This window comes from Pseudomonas sp. CCI1.1, from assembly GCF_034348165.1.
In the GTDB taxonomy this organism is placed as follows: Bacteria; Pseudomonadota; Gammaproteobacteria; order Pseudomonadales; family Pseudomonadaceae; genus Aquipseudomonas; species Aquipseudomonas paracarnis.
Window position 1 is genome coordinate 876,090 of record NZ_CP133780.1, and the last position, 15,118, is coordinate 891,207.

Genomic DNA, 15,118 nt, shown 5'->3' on the forward strand with positions numbered 1-15,118 from the left:
TGTTACGTGGTGTGCGGGCCAGGCTTTACGGGCATTTTCCTTCTGAGGAGGTCTGCATCGAGACAAGGCGCTTTGATATTTTTTTTCGGTACGGGAACAAAATTTTTGGCCTGAGGTCTGGTGCAGGATTCTTGGTAAAAATTAATAGAGCATCTGTATTTGGTTGTCGGTTCATGCTGTTTTCAAGTTATGCCGTCTCGTTATGTCTTTATACACAGATACTGTTTTCGGTCCGTAAGCAGGTGCATTAGGAGCTAATTTTGATACTTACGCCTGAGCGGCTCGTCTGTCGGAAACAGAAAATAAAATGGAACTTTTCATGGTTTTTAAAAGCTGCTTTGACTGTTTTTCCCTCCACCGGCAAGCACCATTGGGAAAAGATTCACTTGTGTTTACTGGTGCTTTGGTTAACTTGATGGCCCTCTAATGCTGCATCGGCATCACCGCCGGTGCTACACTGCCGCGCCTTTGCCGCCCCTCATCAGTACGGATTCTATGAGTCGTTCACACGAAAATAATTTGCAGGCTGCCCTCAAGGTCTGCAAAAGCAGTTTTCTCTCCGTTGGCTTCTTCAGCCTGTTTGTAAACGCTTTGATGCTGGTGCCCACCTTCTACATGATTCAGGTTACTGGCCGGGTGGTGCCTACAGCCAGTATCCCGACATTGATCATGTTGACACTGATCCTGACCATTTTGATGATGACATTAGGGTCACTGGAATGGGTGCGTTCACGGATTATGGTGCGCATCAGCAACCGTCTGGATACGTTGCTGAGCCGTGATGTATACCGCGCCAGCTTCAAGAAAGCGTTGAACAGCGGCGGTATGGATGCTTCGGCTCAGTCGCTTAATGACTTGACGTCATTAAGGCAGTTTCTGACCGGTAACGGTCTGTTTGCTTTTTTTGACGCGCCTTGGCTGCCGATCTATACGGCGGTCATGTTCCTTTTCCATCCGTGGTTTGGCTGGATGACGGTGGCCTCGGCAATCGTCTTGGTTGTGCTGGCGTATTTTAATCATCGTTTTACTGGTAAGGCTCTCACTGAGGCTAACCAGCAAAGCGTGGCCGCTAACCTACAAACCACCAAAACCTTGCGTAATGCCGAAGTCATCGAGTCAATGGGAATGCTCGATACATTGATGGCACGTTGGTCCAAGCGGCAGCGTCGAGTTCTCGTATTGCAGTCTGAGGCAAGCGATAAGGGCGGCATCCTTAGCTCGATATCTCGTACGTTCAGGCAGTGGGCGCAGTCAATCATGCTTGCCTTAGGTGCCTATCTGGTGATCACGCATGAGGTCAACCCAGGTTTGATGATGGCGGGTTCTCTACTGCTAGGTCGTGCCCTTGCGCCTATTGACCAGATGATCAACAGCTGGAAAGGCTTCGTAGCTGCCCGTGTGCAATATGCTCGCCTGAACGAAACCATGGAGCAACTCAACGCCGAGCCTCAACGTATGGCGTTGCCTGACCCTCAAGGTGACATTCAGGTCGAAAACCTTGTGGTTTCCCCGCCAGGCGCCAAATCTGCCGTCATCCGTAATATCAGCTTCGTAACACCGGCAGGTAGCATTGTTGGTATCGTCGGCCCAAGCGGCGCTGGCAAGTCGACACTGGCGCGTGCACTGCTGGGTATTTGGACACCGAAAAACGGCGTAGTACGTCTGGACGGCGCCGATATCAGCAGCTGGGACAAGGAGCGCCTAGGGCCGCACCTGGGTTACCTGCCGCAGGATATCGAGCTGTTTGAAGGTACCATCAGTGACAACATCGCTCGTTTTGGCAAAGTCGACCCCGATAAGGTCGTATTGGCTGCGCGTATGGCCGGTGTGCATGAGCTGATTCTGCAGCAGCCTGATGGTTACGACACCGTAATCGGCAGTGAGGGCATCAACCTCTCTGGTGGTCAGCGTCAGCGTGTCGGCCTAGCGCGTGCTTTGTACGGCAGCCCGCGGTTGATCGTGCTCGATGAGCCCAATTCCAACCTTGATGATGTCGGCGAGCGTGCTTTGAGCGTTGCCCTAGAAAAGGTCAAGGAAACTGGAGCCACGGTGTTCATAATTTCGCATCGGCCGAGCATTTTGTCGCGTCTTGATCGAGTCATGGTACTTAGTAACGGCACCATCAGCCTATACGGCGCCCGCGAACAAGTGATTGCCGAACTGGCCCAGCAGCAGGCCAAGGCTGCGCAACTGCAAGCTCAACAGAAGGCGGCGTCAGCCGGTACTGCCGTTGCCCCCGCGCAACCTGGCGCGTGAAAGGAATTCGTAGATGAGCAGTAAAGCAGTGAATGTGCTCGATGAGCAGTACGACGAGCACTCTGATGATATGCCGACCTCCGATCGCGGTATTCGCCGCATCGGGATGACGATCGTACTGGTGACCTTTGGCCTGTTTGGCACTTGGGCTGCTGTGGCGCCGCTGGATAATGCGGTGTATGGCTCGGGCGTGGTGATGGTTCAGAGCTACCGCAAGACGGTTCAGCATTTGGAAGGCGGCATCGTTAAAGAGTTGCTGGCACGTGATGGCGATACCGTGCATAAGGGTGATCCGCTGATCGTGCTGGATGAGGCGCAATTGAGCGCAGAGTACGAATCGACGCGTAACCAGTTGGTGTCCGCCAAGGCCAAGGAAGCCCGTTTGCGTGCCGAGCGCGATGGTCTGGACGAGATTCCGGCGTTGGTGATCAAGGATACTGACAGCCAGCGTGCTCAAGAAGCCATCGCTGGCGAGCAACAGGTGTTCAAAGCCCGCAAGCTCTCTATGCTGGGCGAGATTTCAGTGCAGCGTGAGCGTATCGGTCAGTTGAAGCAGCAGATCATCGGCCTCAAGGACATGATTCGTACCAAAGGCAGCTTGCAGCGTTCGTACAGCAGCGAGATCGCCGAACTCAAGCCATTACTGGCTCAGGGCTTTGTCGAGAAACAGCGCTTGCTTGAGCAGGAGCGCCGCCTGGACATGCTCAAATCCGAAGTGGCTGATCATGAGTCTACGATCACCAAGACCCAGTTGCAGATCAGCGAAACCGAGCTGCAGATCGTTCAGTTGAACAAGAAATTCAACTCTGACGTGGTCAATGAACTCAGCGATGTGCAGGCCAATGTATTCGATCTGCAAGAGAAGGCCGCAGCCCTTGAGGATCGTCTGTCTCGAATCGTGATTCGGGCACCTGAAGACGGCATGGTACTGGACATGAAGGTTCACACCGTAGGTGGTGTGGTCAGCCCGGCAACGCCGTTGCTGGACATCGTGCCGGAGTCTTCCGATCTGGTAGTCGAGGCACATATTTCGACCAACGACATTGATCGTGTCGAGCTGGGCAAGCTGACAGATATCCGTTTCACCGCCTTTAACGCCTCTACTACTCCGATAATTGAAGGTACGGTGGTGGGTATTTCTGCCGACCGGCTTACTGAAGAAAAAGACGGCACCCCTTACTACCTCGTACGCGTCAAGCTCACCGAAGACGGCATCAAAAAACTCGCCGATCGCCGCCTGCAACCGGGCATGCCTGCCGAAGTGCTGATCAACGCCGGTAGCCGCACCATGCTTGAATACCTGCTCAAGCCTGCGCGCAATATGTTTGCCAAGTCGATGATCGAGGAATGACCGTGCTGCGTTTATTACCTCTCGTTCTGGCGTTGGGCCTGGTCTCGTACCAGGCCCAGGCCGCACAACCCGATGCCCCTCAGGTCACCCGCGAATCGTTGCAGACCATCGACCTGATGGAGCTGTTTCGCCAGTCTCGTCTTGAAGACCCGCGCATCCTGGCCGCCTATCTGCGTGCCCGGTCGGCGGAGGAGAAAGAGCGTGAGGCGTTCGGTACGTTGCTGCCGCAGGTGTCGGCCAATGGCAGTTTCAACCGGGTGTTGCGCAAGAATGATGCCGAGCGCGACATCTATAACAACTCAAGCTACGGTTTGAGCCTGACCCAGCACTTGTACAACAAGGCGGTCTGGGAGGGGTATCAGAAGTCCAAGAGCGTCACGCTGCAGAAAGGCCAGCAGGCCGATGATGCACAGGCGGAGGCGACGGTCGATCTGGCCAAACGCTATTTCGTGGCGTTGTCGGCCGACGACGAGCTTGAGCTGTTGATGGCCGAGCGGCGCGCCACGCAGAAGAACCTGGATCTGGTGTCGGCGTTGTACGAGCGCCAGTTTGCCAAGAAGACCGATGTGCTGGACCTCAAGGCGCGGGTCGACTTGTTGGCCGCCCAGGAGATCGAGGCGCGCAATCAGGTGCGTATCAGCCGTGCAGCGTTGTCAGAGCTGGTCGGCCGGCCGATCGTCGAGCCTTTGAGCCGTATTCGTAACGACATTGCCTTTGAAGTGCCGGGTAATTCGCTGGAAAGCTGGGTGACCCAGGCGATGGACAGCAACCCGATGCTCAAGTCGCGTGAAAGCAATGTCGAGGTGGCCAATGCCGCCGTGCGTGAAGGCAAGGGCGGGCATTATCCGACCCTGGGTTTCAGCATCAGCGGGCAGCAGAGTGACGTCGGTTACGACAACACGCTGACCAGTCGCAGCGACAGTTACGTGGCGACCATCAACCTGAAAGTGCCGCTCTACAGCGGCGGCTCGACGTCGGCGCGGGTGCGTGGACTGTACGACGAGCAACTGGCGGTCGAGCAGGAACTTGAAGCGGCGCGCCGGCAGGTGGTCAAGGAGACCACCAACTCGTACCTGACGGCGTTTTCCAGTGTCGAGAAGGTGCGGGCCAGCAAGAACGCCCTGGATTCGGCAAAAGAGTCGAGCAATGCGGCGGAGCAAGCGTTCAAGTACGGCGTGGTGAATGCGGTGGATGTGCTTAACAGCGTGCAGACCGAATTCAAAGCCCGCCGAGATCTGCTCAAGGCGCAATACGACTTCATCACCAACCTGTTCATCCTGAACCGCTGGGCCGGGCGTCCACCGCAAGACAGTATCGACAGCGTCAACGTCTGGCTGGGTGGCACTGCCGTGGCGCAAGAACCCGCCAAACCGGCCCCGACCGGGATTCGCTAAGGCGCTGCGCAATCGGTGGCCGGCATCGCCATTGTCTTTGCCCATGCCGGCCTCATCGCCGGCAGATCGAGGCGCCGACCGGCCCCTCCCACAGGTCATCCAGATTACTCCGAGAAACCCCTTCCTTCAGGTGGGGGAGGAAAGGAGCGCGGCGTAGCCGCATAGGCTGTACATAAATACAGCTTGATGGCACTATCCATCGATGAGCAAGCGCGCCTATAAATTCAGGTTTTACCCCACTTCAGAGCAGAAACTGCTACTGGAGAAAACCTTTGGCTGTGTACGCTACGTCTACAATTACATCCTGGATTTTCGCTCCAAAGCTTACGCCGAAGACAAGACGACAATTGGCTTTACTGGCGCTAATGCGGCATTGACCCAATTAAAGAAGGACCCAGAGAAGGCATGGCTCAACGAGGTCTCCTGCGTTCCTCTGCAGCAGGTGCTTCGCCACCAGCAAAAGGCTTTCACCAACTTCTTCGAAAAGCGCTCCGGATACCCTTCATTCAAAAAGAAACACCATCGTCAGTCCGCTGAGTTCACGCGCAGCGCCTTCAAGTATGTCGACGGGAAGCTTTTCATTGCGAAAAGCAAGGTGCCCCTTGATGTTCGCTGGAGCCGAGGCGTTCCGGGTGAGCCTTCCACCGTCACGGTTTCAAAAGACAGGTCTGGTCGTTATTTCGTGTCTTTACTGTGCGACTTTGAGCCTGAAAAACTCACGGTTTCGCCAAACATGATCGGCATTGATCTGGGGATCACGGATCTGTTTACGCGATGCGACGGACAGAAAGAGCCCAATCCAAAGCACACGGCCAAATACGCCGCCCGGCTCGCGCTGCTACAGCGCCGACTGGCCAAAAAGAAGCTCGGCTCAGCCAATCGCCTGAAAGCCAAGCGAAAGGTGGCCAGGCTGCACGCAAAAATTTCAGATGCCCGCCAGGACAACCTTCATCAGGTGTCGCGCAGATTGATCAACGAAAACCAAGTGATCTGCGTCGAGTCTTTGAAAGTCAAAAACATGATCAGGAATCGCACGCTGTCCAAGGCCATTGCCGACGCCGCCTGGGGTGAGTTCGCCCGGCAGCTGGAGTACAAGGGTGACTGGGCGGGCCGGCAGATCGTGAGGATTGATCAGTGGTACCCGAGCAGCAAAACCTGTTCAGGTTGTGGTCACGTACTGGCCAAATTATCACTCTCGACTCGAATGTGGGCATGCCCATCGTGCAACGCCGAGCATGATCGCGACACCAATGCTGCAAAGAATATCAAAGCCGTGGGACTCACGGTGCTAGCCTGTGGAGAGCGTGTAAGACCGATGGCTCAAGTAGCCTGGGGCTGTGCTCTGTGAAGCAGGAATCCCCTTCCTTTTCGCCTGTGGCGATGATCGAAGATCGAGGTGGGGGAGGACGTCAAGACGCATACATTAGTCGCTGCCTTCGATGAGCTGGAAAAAGCTAATGAAGCCAAGGCTCAGTTGCTGAGCTACAACATTCCTGAGAGCCATATCAAGCTTTCCTCGCCCGAGCACGGTGTTGGCGCCGAGGACGATCACGCGCCGTTCGGGCACAAGGTCGGTCAATTCTTCGGTTCGCTGTTCAGCGGCGACGATGAAGATAAACCCCACCGTTACGCGACGGCTTACCCGGAAGCCTACCGCCGTGGCGCCACGCTGCTGACGATCACGCTCGACACCGATGAGCAGTTAGAGCAGGCCGAAGATATTCTGGAGCACAACGGCGCGTTCGATATCGATGAGCGCTCGTCCACCTGGGATATCGAGGCCGCCGGCGTCACGGACGTGGTCGCGCCACTGGCGGAAACCCGTCTGGTGGATGACCGTACCTCGATTCCGATTATTGAAGAAAGCCTGCGGGTCGGTAAACGGGTGATCAATACCGGGCGCGTTCGGGTTGTTTCACGCGTGACCGAACGGCCGATCGAGGAGACCGTCAGCCTGCACGAGGAACACGCTTACATCGAGCGCCATCCGGTTGATCGTCCTGCCACGGCCGATGAGCTGGACAGCTTCAAGGAGGGCTTCATAGAAATCCAGGAAACCGCCGAAGAACTCGTGGTGGAAAAAACCGCCCGTGTGGTCGAGGAAGTCAGCGTGGGCAGGCAGTCATCTGACCATACCGAGACCGTGCGAGACACGGTGCGCCGTACCGATGTCGATGTGCAGACCGAGCCTGGCTCGATGCTGCATCGCGATGAGGTGGTCAAACTGGACGATCCCCTGAAAAACCGTCCATAAACACCTGGCCTCAGCGCCTGTTCGCCAACACCTTCTGGTAAACCTCCAGGGTCTGTTGCGCGCAGGCGCTCCAGGTGAACTGGCGGGCGCGTTCCAGGCCCAGGCGCACTTTGCGCTCGCGTTCTTCAGGTTGCTGCAGTACCGCTTGCATGGCGGCAGCGATGCTCTGTGCGTCGTGCGGGTCGACCGCCCAGGCGGCGTCGCCGGTGACTTCCGGCAGCGAGGTGCTGTTGGAGGCAATCAGCGGGCATTGTGCGGCAAAGGCTTCGATGGCCGGCAGGCCAAAGCCTTCATACAGCGAGGCGAACACCAGGGCGCCGGCGCTTTGCAGCAGGGCCATGACGTCGCTTTGCGGCAAATAGCTCAGCCAGCGGCCCTCGCCACGTTGTTGCAGTGCTTCAAGGCGCGGCAGCAGGGCTTCGTTGTGCCAGCCATCGCGGCCGACCACGATCAGCGGATGCGCCTTGCGTACTTCGGGCGGCAGTAGTTCAAAGGCATCAAGCACACGCAGCAGGTTCTTGCGCGGCTGCAGGGTACCGATCGACAGAAAGAAGCCCGGTTGCAGGCCATGTTTGGCCAGCACCGCCTCGCGCTCTACGCTGTCGACGCGCTGAAAGTAGACAGGGTCGACGCCCAGCGGGGTGACGCTGATGCGCTCGGGTGCTATCCCCAGGTGCGTGACCATGTCCTGCTTGCTGTATTCGGAGATGGTGATGATGTGGTCGGCGCGGTGGATGCTGTTGATGAACAGCCAGCTTTTCAGGCGCTTGAGGTCTTGCTTGATCCACTCCGGGTGCAGCAGCGGGATCACGTCCATGATTGTGGCGATGGTCGGCACGCCGCGAATCAGCGGAATATGGTGGTCGGTGGCATGGAACAGCTGTACCTCACGGGCGATGTCGCCCGAGTTGCTCAAGGGCAGCTTGAGCACACCGCCGAGAACCGTATGAATACGAAAGTCCCTGGCCAGTACCTGCGGGTTGCCGAACGGCATGGCCGGCAGGTTTTTGCCAAAGGCATAGGGCTTGATGCGCAGGTCGTTGTCTTGGCTCAGGGCGTTCAAGCCCTGCCAGAGTGCGCGGGAGTAAATACCGATACCGTCCAGATGTCCGGTCCGTGCGCCGCCAGCCCAGACGGTACAGCTCAAGCCTATGTCCATGTCTTGTTTTTCTCGAATTCGCTCAGTTGCATCAGGTTTTTCAGGTGAATATCGGCGCTGGATGGCGCAAATCCGTACGGATCGCCGCATGTCTGGCCGAACAGGGCGCGCAGACTACCATGCGCAGGCAATGTGGATATGTTCTGACATCACTGCAGCAGGGAAATATCCGTGCTTTTGCGTGTCTACTTGCACCCGGGCTTGTATTGCATCTCAATAACATCCCTCAGATAATGCTGCCCTCATGACGCCCTAGTGGCTAAGGAATGGAGTTTCTATGTTCACCCCCGTAATTCTGGCTGGCGGTAATGGTTCTCGTCTGTGGCCGTTGTCGCGGCAGAGTTTCCCCAAACAGTTTCTGGCCCTGGACGGCCAGGATCAGGGGACGATGTTTCAGCGCACGCTGGCGCGTCTGCAAGGTCTGGAGCATTCGCCTGCGCTGGTGGTGAGCAACGAAAACCATCGCTTTATCGTCGCCGAGCAGTTGCGGGTGGCAAAGATCGGCAGCCGTCGCATCATTCTGGAGCCGCTGGCGCGCAACACCGCCCCGGCCATCGCCCTGGCGGCGCTGGAAGCGACCGCCGATGGTACGGATCCGGTGCTGCTGGTACTGGCCGCTGATCACCATATTCCCAACGAAGAGGCGTTCCGTCAGGCCGTACAAGTGGCCCAGGCGCATGCCGAAGCCGGCCGTCTGGTGACCTTCGGCATCACGCCGACCCACCCTGAAACCGGGTTTGGCTACATTCAGTGCGGCCAGGCGGTCGATCAGGGCGGTTTCGCCATCGCAGCGTTCAAGGAAAAGCCGTCGCCTGAACTGGCGGCCGAGTACCTGTCCAGCGGTGCGTACCTGTGGAACAGCGGCATGTTCATGTTCCGCGCCTCGGTGTTTCTGGCTGAGCTTGAGCGTCATCGCCCGGATATTCTCAGTGCCTGCCGCGTGGCGCTGGCGCATGCGCAAATCGACAGCTATTTCTCGCATATCCCGGCCGAGCAGTTCGCGCTGTGCGCCGACGAGTCGGTGGACTATGCCGTCATGGAGCACACCGAAGCCGGTCTGGTCGTACCGCTGAATGCCGGCTGGAACGACCTGGGCAGCTGGTCGGCGATCTGGGACGTGGGCCCGCACGATGCCCATGCCAACCGCCTTGAAGGTGATGTGCTGGCGATCAACACCAACAATTGCCTGGTGCAGTCGCACCATCGTCTGGTGGCCACCGTTGGCGTCGAGGACCTGATCGTCATCGAGACCAAGGATGCCGTGCTGGTCGCCAACAAGCACGACAGCCAGCAGGTCAAGGATGTGGTCAAGCGCTTGCAGGCCGAAGAGCGTCCAGAATTCGTGACCCATCCGCTGGTCAACCGCCCTTGGGGCCATTACGACACCATCGACATGGGCGACCGTTATCAGGTCAAGCGGATCAGCGTATTGCCAGGCGAGTGCCTGTCGTTGCAGATGCACTACCACCGCGCCGAGCACTGGATCGTGGTGTCCGGTACGGCCAAGGTCATTTGTGGTGAACAGGAACTGATTCTGTCCGAGAACCAGTCGACCTATATCCCGCTTGGCGTCAAACACTCGCTGGCCAACCCCGGCAAAGTACCGCTGGAACTGATTGAAGTGCAGTCCGGTGCCTACTTGGGTGAAGACGATATCGTGCGCTTTGAAGACCGCTACGGGCGTTTGCCGAAGTAACGGTATTGCACGGGCCGGATGATTTTTTTCATTTGGCCTGTGACGCGTCAATAGTGCGCTATCATTGTGGCCATTCAATATCACCCCTCCTCGATATCGAGAATCCCATGAAGAAAGCCCTGGTTGCTGTTGGCGTGTCGCTGTTGTTGATGCAAGCCGTGCCGGCTGTTGCGGCAACGATCAAGATGGGGTTTGGGGAGCAATGGAACCAAAAACCAACATAAGCCCTACCACCTCCGCTCAGAGCCCTCTTCCCAGGCATCTGCCTCGATAAAGCAATTACGCATCTCGGCCTCTTGGCTGATCTCGGTCAGCAGATCATGTACCGTCTTATCCAGTGCCTCATCGTTGCGATAGGGAATGCTCAGCGCGTAGTTGCCCGACTCAAGCAGCTTCATGCCGTAAGGTTCCAGGCAGTAACGCTCGATATTCTCCAGTGCCCGTTTTTTACCACGCACGAACTTGCTGTTGTTCTCGACGGCCAGGCGCAATATGACCGTCGCGATCCGTTCGGCATTGTCCACTGCCGGTGGGACCGTGATGTTGAGATGCTGGGTGATTTTTGCGGGTACGCCGATCGTTATGCCGCGATGCCGGAGGTAGCGGTAAAGCGTGCTTTTGGAAATGTGCAGTTTCTTGCCAATGGCGCTCACACTTAACCGACCCTCTCGGTACAGCGTTTCTGCGGCCATAGCGGTCGCTTCCGCCTGAGCGGGCAGCCCCTTCGGGCGGCCACCGACTCGACCACGTGACCGTGCAGCGGACAAGCCTGCCTGTGTGCGCTCACGAATCAACTCACGTTCGAACTCTGCCAATGAAGCGAACAGGTTGAACACAAAGCGGCCTTGCGCGTGGGTGGTATCGATGGGGTCATTCAGACTTTGCAGGCCAACGTTACGAGCGGCCAATTCACCGACCAGTTCGACCAGGTGCTTGAGCGAGCGCCCTAGACGATCCAGCTTCCAAATCACCACAGCATCACCGGCCCGTACATGAACCAATAATTTGTCCAGTTCCGGACGTGCGCTTTTTGAGCCGCTGGCAACGTCTTGATAGATCCGCTCGCACCCTGCCTTTGTCAGAGCATCGATCTGGAGGTCGGCGTTCTGATCCCGAGTACTCACCCGCGCATAGCCAATTTTCATCAAAAGTACCGTTTACTCAACAGAGAAATTGAAAATAGAACCTTGATTAACGATACCAGTATTTAAAACCATAATATGGGCTAACTCGGAGCTGGGCAGGTCTTCCGTTAAAGTTCTATAAAACGAGGGTTTTATCGAACCGTTGCGGCGCAGTGAGGATCGAGTGTATAAACACATAAACACCTAACATTGGAAAAAGTCATGAATACCACTCGCTGGAACGTCGCCGTCTCCACCGACACCGACCAATCGCTTCGCATGTTTCTGGCCAGCCAAGGCGGTGGCCGTAAGGGCGACCTGTCGCGCTTCATCGAAGAAGCGGTGCGGGCACACATCCTGGAGCTGAGCGCCGAACAGGCCAAGGTTTCCAATGCCCATCTGAGTGAGGCCGAACTGACCGAAGCGGTTGAAGAAGCGCTCGACTGGGCGCGTAAGCGCTGATGCGGGTTGTATTGGATACCAACATTCTGTTCAGTGCGCTGATCTCACCGCATGGGTCTCCTGATGCGATCTATCGGGCCTGGCGTTCAGCTCGCTTCGAGGTGGTGACTTCACGGGCACAGCTCGACGAAATTCGTCGCGCCAGTCGTTACCCCAAGCTTCAGGCCATCCTTCAGCCTGCCAAAGTGGGGGCCATGATCAATAACCTGCAACGCGCCGTGGTATTGGAGCGGTTGACCATTGAGGTTGAAGCCGATGATCCGGATGACTCTTTTCTGCTGGCCATGGCTTTGGCGGGCAATGCGGACTACCTAGTAACCGGTGATCGACGCGCAGGCCTCTTGCAGCGCGGACATATCGAACGCACGCGGATTGTCACCCCCGCCGTGTTCTGCGCCGAGGTACTGTGATCGATGCCGGTTGGTTTTCTGACTCAGGAGCAACGCGACGGCTTTGGTCGCTACATCGATGCGCCCAGCCGTGATGAACTGGAGCGCTACTTCCACCTGAGCGATGAAGACCGTGAAGCCGTCCAGGTACTACGGGGCAACCATAACCGCTTGGGCTATGCCGTTCTGCTGACTACCGTTCGCTTCGTCGGTGTTTTGCCGGACAAACCCACGGCTGTGCCGGTGGAAGTCCTGCTTGTGCTTTGTCGGCAATTGGCAATCGCCGACCCTGACTGTCTTGTACGTTATAGCGATCATCGTCGCTGGATACATGCGGCCGATATTCAAGAGCGCTATGGCTATCGCCACTTTACTGACCCAGGCATCGGCTTTCGTTTGAGCCGATGGCTGTATGCCCTTTGCTGGACTGGTACTGATCGTCCTGGCGTGCTGTTCGAACGAGCTACCTCATGGCTGCTCACACAGAAAGTCCTATTGCCCGGAATTTCCCAGTTAGAGCGCTTCATTGCCCAACTGCGTAGCCGGGTTGAAGAACGCCTCTGGTACACCTTGGGCCGCAGCGTGACCGAGGAGCAAAGACAGCACCTACAAGACTTGCTTCTGGTGGCCGAAGGCAACCGTAGTTCCCGACTGGATCAACTACGCTCCGGCCCGGTGATGGTCAGTGGCCCTGCACTGGTTCGGGCGCTGCGTCGGCTGGATGATGTACGCGGGTTGGGTATCGCCTTACCGGCAGCTGCGCATATCCCTCCCAGCCGCATTGCCGCCCTGGCTCGCTTTGCCAACACCGCGAAGGTCACGGCCATCAATCGACTGCCGGCGTCGCGCCGGTTGGCGACGTTGGTGGCATTCGCGGTTTCCTTGGAAGCCAGTGCGCACGACGATGCTCTGGAAGTTCTGGAAGCGCTACTGCGTGATATCTTCAACAACGCAGAGAAGGCTGACAAGAAGGCTCGGTTGCGTAGTCTAAAAGACCTGGATCGCTCGGCGGCAATGCTCGCCGCTGCGTGCAAGGTCGTGCTGGATAGCTCGATCAGCGATGACAATGTCCGTGCCCGGCTGTTCAACGACCTGCCACGTGTCACGCTGGAGAAAGCCCTGGAAGAGGTCAATGCGTTGATCCGTCCGGCCAACGATGTGTTTTACCTCGCTCTGGAGGAGCGCTACCGCAGCGTGCGCCGTTTCCTTCCTGACTTATTGAAACATATTCGCTTCGGCTTCAGCCCGGCGGGTAAGGGTGTGGCGGCTAGTTTGGACTGGTTGCAACTGAACTTGCCTCGCAGGAAGCCGGAGGATGACGTGCCGCAGGAGATCGTGGCCAAGGCTTGGCAGAACCACATCACTCGCGAAGATGGCTCCCTCGACATGGGCGCCTATGTCTTCTGCACGCTTGATGCACTACGCACGGCCCTACGCCGCCGCGATGTCTTTGTTGCACCCAGTTGGCGCTATGCCGACCCGCGTATCGGTCTGCTCGATGGTGCAGAATGGCTGTCGGCGCGACCGATCATCTGTCGCTCACTGGGCCTGACTGTGGACGCCAAAACCACCTTGGACGCCTTGTCTGCCGAGCTGGATGCGACTTGGTACGCAGTCGCCGCTCGCCTGCCCGACAATCCTGCGATCCAGTTGAGTGAGAATACAGAGGGCAAAACCGAGCTGTCCCTCGGAGCGCTGGAGAAGCTGGAAGAGCCCAACTCGTTGCTGCAACTGCGTGCAGCCGTGGCCGACTTGATGCCGCGTGTCGATTTGCCGGAAATCCTGTTAGAAATCGCCGCTCGTACCGGCTTCACTGAAGCCTTCACCCATGTGTCCGAACGCAATGCGCGGGCCGACAACTTGGTGACGAGTTTGTGCGCAGTGCTCTTGGGAGGAGCCTGTAACACCGGCCTGGAGCCCTTGACTCGCAACGACAACCAAGCGCTGCGCCGTGACCGGCTGTCCTGGGTGAGCCAGAACTATCTCCGTGACGATACCCTGTCGGCAGCCAATGCCATTTTGGTGGCTGCGCAGAGTCAACTGGAGCTGGCTCAGGTCTGGGGCGGCGGCGAGGTGGCCTCCGCCGATGGCATGCGTTTTGTCGTACCTGTGCGTACCGTACATGCCGGCCCTAACCCGAAGTATTTCGGTACCGGCCGGGGCGTCACCTGGTACAACCTGATCTCCGACCAGTTTTCCGGTCTTAACGCCATTACGGTGCCCGGCACCCTGCGCGACAGCCTAGTATTGCTCGCGGTTGTGCTGGAACAACAGACCGAATTGCAGCCCACACAAATCATGACCGATACCGGTGCTTACAGCGATGTGGTGTTCGGGTTATTCCGTCTGCTCGGTTATCACTTCTGCCCGCGCCTGGCTGATGTCGGCGGTACCCGCTTCTGGCGCACCCGCCCGGACGCGGATTACGGCAAGCTCAACGGACTTGCTCGCCAGTCAGTCAAGCTCGACCTGATCGCCGAGCACTGGGATGACCTGTTGCGTTTGGCTGGCTCACTCAAACTTGGCCGAGTGCCGGCGACAGGCATCATGCGCACCCTACAAACGGGAGATCGTCCGACCCGTCTGGCCCAGGCGTTGGCAGAGTTCGGACGGATCGAGAAAACCCTGCATACGTTGACCTACATTGATGATGAGTCCAAGCGCCGCGCCACCCTGACCCAACTGAATCGCGGCGAAGGCCGACACAGCCTGGCTCGCGCCGTGTTCCATGGCAAACGAGGCGAGCTTCGCCAGCGCTACCGAGAAGGCCAGGAGGATCAACTCGGTGCCCTGGGCCTGGTGGTAAATATCATTGTGCTATGGAATACCCTCTACATGACGGCTGCCGTGGAGCGGTTAAAGCAGCACGGCTACCCGGTACAGGACGAAGACCTGGCTCGTTTGTCGCCGCTGATCTTCGAGCACATCAATATGTTGGGACGGTACTCCTTCGCGGTACCAGAAGAGGTCGCCCGAGGTGAGCTACGGCCACTGCGTAATCCAGACGACGATATTTAGGTGCGCAGGTCGAAC

At 57.5% G+C, this 15,118-nt stretch carries 11 protein-coding genes; 9 read left to right on the plus strand and 2 right to left on the minus strand.

What is annotated here, in order from left to right:
- Nucleotides 1-495: 495 nt before the first annotated feature.
- From RHM69_RS03825 to RHM69_RS03845, 5 genes are all read left to right on the plus strand, one after another.
- Nucleotides 496-2,256 (plus strand): type I secretion system permease/ATPase, encoded by a 1,761-nt coding sequence (locus RHM69_RS03825; protein WP_212549530.1) that lies wholly within the window; start codon nt 496-498, stop codon nt 2,254-2,256.
- Between the two features lie 13 nt (nt 2,257-2,269).
- Nucleotides 2,270-3,607: an HlyD family type I secretion periplasmic adaptor subunit gene (locus RHM69_RS03830; RefSeq protein ID WP_212549529.1), complete on the plus strand. Its 1,338-nt coding sequence runs from the start codon at nt 2,270-2,272 to the stop codon at nt 3,605-3,607.
- Entirely contained in the window at nt 3,604-5,001 is a 1,398-nt protein-coding gene (locus tag RHM69_RS03835) for a TolC family outer membrane protein (RefSeq protein ID WP_212549528.1), read from the plus strand. Before RHM69_RS03830 ends, RHM69_RS03835 begins: the two co-directional genes overlap by 4 nt.
- A 202-nt stretch (nt 5,002-5,203) precedes the next feature.
- Nucleotides 5,204-6,349, plus strand: a complete 1,146-nt coding sequence (locus RHM69_RS03840) for an RNA-guided endonuclease InsQ/TnpB family protein (protein ID WP_212549527.1) — start codon at nt 5,204-5,206, stop codon at nt 6,347-6,349.
- Between the two features lie 48 nt (nt 6,350-6,397).
- Nucleotides 6,398-7,255: a YsnF/AvaK domain-containing protein gene (locus RHM69_RS03845; protein ID WP_212549526.1), complete on the plus strand. Its 858-nt coding sequence runs from the start codon at nt 6,398-6,400 to the stop codon at nt 7,253-7,255.
- A gap of 10 nt (nt 7,256-7,265) precedes the next feature.
- On the opposite strand, the gene RHM69_RS03850 is transcribed toward RHM69_RS03845, so the two are convergent.
- Entirely contained in the window at nt 7,266-8,414 is a 1,149-nt protein-coding gene (locus RHM69_RS03850) for a glycosyltransferase family 4 protein (RefSeq protein WP_212549525.1), read from the minus strand.
- Between the two features lie 277 nt (nt 8,415-8,691).
- Here RHM69_RS03850 and RHM69_RS03855 point away from each other — a divergent pair, with 277 nt between their 5' ends.
- Nucleotides 8,692-10,110: a mannose-1-phosphate guanylyltransferase/mannose-6-phosphate isomerase gene (locus RHM69_RS03855; RefSeq protein WP_212549524.1), complete on the plus strand. Its 1,419-nt coding sequence runs from the start codon at nt 8,692-8,694 to the stop codon at nt 10,108-10,110.
- A 227-nt stretch (nt 10,111-10,337) separates the two neighbouring features.
- On the opposite strand, the gene RHM69_RS03860 is transcribed toward RHM69_RS03855, so the two are convergent.
- Nucleotides 10,338-11,255, minus strand: coding sequence for a recombinase family protein (locus RHM69_RS03860; RefSeq protein WP_017335988.1), 918 nt, complete (start codon nt 11,253-11,255; stop codon nt 10,338-10,340).
- Nucleotides 11,256-11,456: 201 nt separating this feature from the next.
- On the opposite strand from RHM69_RS03860, the gene RHM69_RS03865 reads away from it, so the two are divergent.
- Genes RHM69_RS03865 through RHM69_RS03875 form a run of 3 tightly spaced genes read left to right on the plus strand, consistent with a single transcriptional unit; the run spans nt 11,457 to nt 15,103 of the window.
- The gene (locus RHM69_RS03865) at nt 11,457-11,696 is read left to right on the plus strand and encodes a ribbon-helix-helix domain-containing protein (RefSeq protein WP_017335987.1); all 240 of its coding nucleotides are present in this window, start codon (nt 11,457-11,459) and stop codon (nt 11,694-11,696) included.
- A complete protein-coding gene (locus RHM69_RS03870) occupies nt 11,696-12,106 on the plus strand; it encodes a putative toxin-antitoxin system toxin component, PIN family (protein WP_017335986.1) in 411 nt (136 codons plus the stop codon). The genes RHM69_RS03865 and RHM69_RS03870 overlap by 1 nt, the downstream gene beginning before the upstream one ends.
- Before the next feature lie 3 nt (nt 12,107-12,109).
- A complete protein-coding gene (locus RHM69_RS03875) occupies nt 12,110-15,103 on the plus strand; it encodes a Tn3 family transposase (protein WP_017335985.1) in 2,994 nt (997 codons plus the stop codon).
- Nucleotides 15,104-15,118: the final 15 nt, after the last annotated feature.

Coding starts and splice junctions, on each gene's coding strand:
- RHM69_RS03875 (WP_017335985.1), top strand. CDS start 12,110: ATGCCGGTTGGTTTTCTGACTCAGGAGCAACGCGACGGCTTTGGTCGC.
- RHM69_RS03870 (WP_017335986.1), top strand. CDS start 11,696: ATGCGGGTTGTATTGGATACCAACATTCTGTTCAGTGCGCTGATCTCA.
- RHM69_RS03835 (WP_212549528.1), top strand. CDS start 3,604: ATGACCGTGCTGCGTTTATTACCTCTCGTTCTGGCGTTGGGCCTGGTC.
- RHM69_RS03840 (WP_212549527.1), top strand. CDS start 5,204: ATGAGCAAGCGCGCCTATAAATTCAGGTTTTACCCCACTTCAGAGCAG.
- RHM69_RS03865 (WP_017335987.1), top strand. CDS start 11,457: ATGAATACCACTCGCTGGAACGTCGCCGTCTCCACCGACACCGACCAA.
- RHM69_RS03825 (WP_212549530.1), top strand. CDS start 496: ATGAGTCGTTCACACGAAAATAATTTGCAGGCTGCCCTCAAGGTCTGC.
- RHM69_RS03860 (WP_017335988.1), bottom strand. CDS start 11,255: ATGAAAATTGGCTATGCGCGGGTGAGTACTCGGGATCAGAACGCCGAC.
- RHM69_RS03855 (WP_212549524.1), top strand. CDS start 8,692: ATGTTCACCCCCGTAATTCTGGCTGGCGGTAATGGTTCTCGTCTGTGG.
- RHM69_RS03830 (WP_212549529.1), top strand. CDS start 2,270: ATGAGCAGTAAAGCAGTGAATGTGCTCGATGAGCAGTACGACGAGCAC.
- RHM69_RS03850 (WP_212549525.1), bottom strand. CDS start 8,414: ATGGACATAGGCTTGAGCTGTACCGTCTGGGCTGGCGGCGCACGGACC.